Below are 2,547 nucleotides of genomic sequence, written 5' to 3' on the forward strand. Positions count from 1 at the left end.
ATATTATGAAGGCGTGTGCGCACCTTAGCTGTAACTCTATCAGGCATACCACCTAAAAGGAGAAATAGGTCAATTCCATGAGGAGCCTGATTTATCAAGACTCCTCCCCCTTCTCCCTTCCAGGTAGCTCGCCATCTGCCACTATCATAATAAGCCTGAGTTCGGTAATTTGGCTCAATCAGAGAGGTTCGCCTTATTTTTCCTAATCTTCCACTTTCTATGAGCTTTTTAGCTAATCTTATCTCCGGCAAGGTTCTTTGTTGATACATTACAGCAAAAACTACACCACTTTTTTTAGCAGCTTGAAGGAATTTATCTGCTGCAGCTACAGAAACAGCAATAGGTTTCTCAGAAAGACAGTGAATTCCTCTTTTCATTGCTTTTATGCCAATTTCTGAGGTACGGACAACTCGACATTTTCAAAATGTGATGCTGATTATATTTTGTGATTATTCCTCACATTCCACGTCAAATAAGAGTTTCAGCTGGAATTTATCGAGAGTTCTGCCTCCAGGTTCTTCTCCAATTTTAGTAGTTATCCACAAAAATAGTTTTTTGAGAATTTAATATTGAAGGCATCCTATCTTTCCTGTATAGTAGATTTATACTAAAAACAAACCATACAGGAGGGAGATAAGATGCCTGAGAATATTATAGCACAATGGCTCAATTTGCCAAACGTAAAACTTAGTGAAACGGTTACCCGTAATGGTTCTACGGAAATCTATCTTGATAGAGATGATTCTTTAGGCTACATCTGTTCCAACTGTGAGCAAAGATCTTTTTGGGGCTGGGACACTAGATTAGTCAGAATCAGGGACCTCTCTGTTTTTACATATAAGGCATATCTGAATATATATAAACATCGCACTAATTGCCCAGACTGCGGTGTAAAGATTGAAAAGCTTGACTTTGTCGATTCTTATTCCCGATGTACTAGCAGATTTGAGGCATTGGTTGCCCGGCTCTGCCGAATAACCAGTCTCAAGCAAGTAGCTGAACTTCTTGAGTTAGATTGGAAAACAGTTAAGGATATAGATAAGAAGTATCTAAAAAAACAATTTGTTATTCCCGACTACGATAATTTACGATTACTGGCCGTAGATGAGATTGCCGCTCATAAGGGCCATAAGTACTTTACTGTGGTTATGGATCTGGAGCGAACCCGGGTAATTTGGGTTGGCAAGGATCGTACTCAGAAAACGCTAAATAGATTCTTCAAAGAACTGGGTCGTAAAAGGGCAAAAAAGATAGAAGCGATAGGTTGTGATATGTGGGATCCATTTATTGCTTCTATAGAAGAGAATACCCCAGGAGCAAAAATAGTATTTGATAAATTCCATGTTATTAAAAACTACTCTAAGGTTATAGATAAAGTAAGGAATATCGAGTTCAAAAAAGCAACTGAGGAGAACAAGGAAGCTATCAAAGGGACCAAATATCTACTGCTTAAGAACAGGAACAATCTTAAGAAAAACCAGAAAGAACGGCTTCAATCATTACTTGAGTTAAACGAAAATATAAACATTGCCTATATACTCAAAGATGCACTAAAGAGACTCTGGAATTATAAATCAGTTGGTTGTGCAAATCGCTGTCTAGATTCATGGATTAGCACTGCTTTAGCCAGCGAGATCAGACCTGCTGTAAACTTTGCACAGACTCTGAATAGGCATCGCTACGGTCTTATTAATCATTGTCATTATCCTATAAACAGCGGTAAACTAGAGGGGATGAACAATAAGATCAAAGTTATCAAACGCATAGCCTATGGCTTTCATGATGATGAGTATTTCATCTTAAAGATTAAACAAGGCTGTTCGCCTCCACTGAATACGGGATAGTCAAAAAAGTATACTATTGCTAAAAAAACAGTTGCTCAGATGAATGCTGAGCTTTGAGGGATAACTTCTGTGTGTACTCTATACTTTTGTGCGGTTCATGATCTGCGAGTTATCTACCATTGTCAATTTTTCAAAGAACGAATTCTGTTATTAGAAAAGTTTACCTTCTAATTATAAAATTTCTGTGGATAACTACTAAAATTGGAGAAGAGCCGAATTAATTTTACTTATTCTCTTTTTCATAATTTTTTCTATAACGTTCGAGGTCAGCCCCCGCCGACAGTATGGAGCACAAATCTTCAAAAAACAGCCAAATTTTGATAGAGCACAGAACTTTATGAAAACCGCCACGCTGCCGGTGGTCGGCTGCAGCGAGTTATTATTAGACAAGATACTTTGCTTATACCTCCAATATGCCCTCACTAAAGTCTATTTTTAATTTAAGTTCAACCAATGATTTTAATCCAAGTAGCCCATCTACATAGCTTTTTGGCGGAAGGTCATGGACAATAACCTTAACTCCTTCTATCCTCTTCCCTAAAATAACTATAGACTTCAAGGTGACTAAAGGAGCCTTTTCCACTCCACTGGCAGTAATTATTTCCATTCTCTCTTTGGATAACTCTGGCTCTAACCCTAAAATTTCAGCAGTTTTCCATGGAATCATGGTATAGGTTGCCCCTGTATCAAGAGCCATTCTTAT

At 37.9% G+C, this 2,547-nt stretch carries 3 protein-coding genes; 1 reads left to right on the forward strand and 2 read right to left on the reverse strand.

Annotated features, from left to right (window positions below; translation table 11 throughout):
- Positions 1–377, reverse strand: a 377-nt coding sequence (locus tag VMW39_08055) for a Gfo/Idh/MocA family oxidoreductase (protein HUW23967.1), incomplete at its 3' end; no start/stop codon positions are given.
- A 261-nt stretch (positions 378–638) separates the two neighbouring features.
- On the opposite strand from VMW39_08055, the gene VMW39_08060 reads away from it, so the two are divergent.
- Positions 639–1,844: an ISL3 family transposase gene (locus VMW39_08060; GenBank protein ID HUW23968.1), complete on the forward strand. Its 1,206-nt coding sequence runs from the start codon at positions 639–641 to the stop codon at positions 1,842–1,844.
- 400 nt (positions 1,845–2,244) lie between these two features.
- On the opposite strand, the gene VMW39_08065 is transcribed toward VMW39_08060, so the two are convergent.
- The coding region (locus VMW39_08065) for a retropepsin-like aspartic protease (protein ID HUW23969.1) at positions 2,245–2,547 on the reverse strand (303 nt) is incomplete at its 5' end.

The sequence above is a fragment of the bacterium genome (assembly GCA_035530055.1).
In the GTDB taxonomy this organism is placed as follows: Bacteria; UBA6262; WVXT01; order WVXT01; family WVXT01; genus WVXT01.

What these genes read in the sequence shown, in the direction of transcription:
- VMW39_08060 (HUW23968.1), top strand. Translation starts at nt 639, where the DNA reads ATGCCTGAGAATATTATAGCACAATGGCTCAATTTGCCAAACGTAAAA.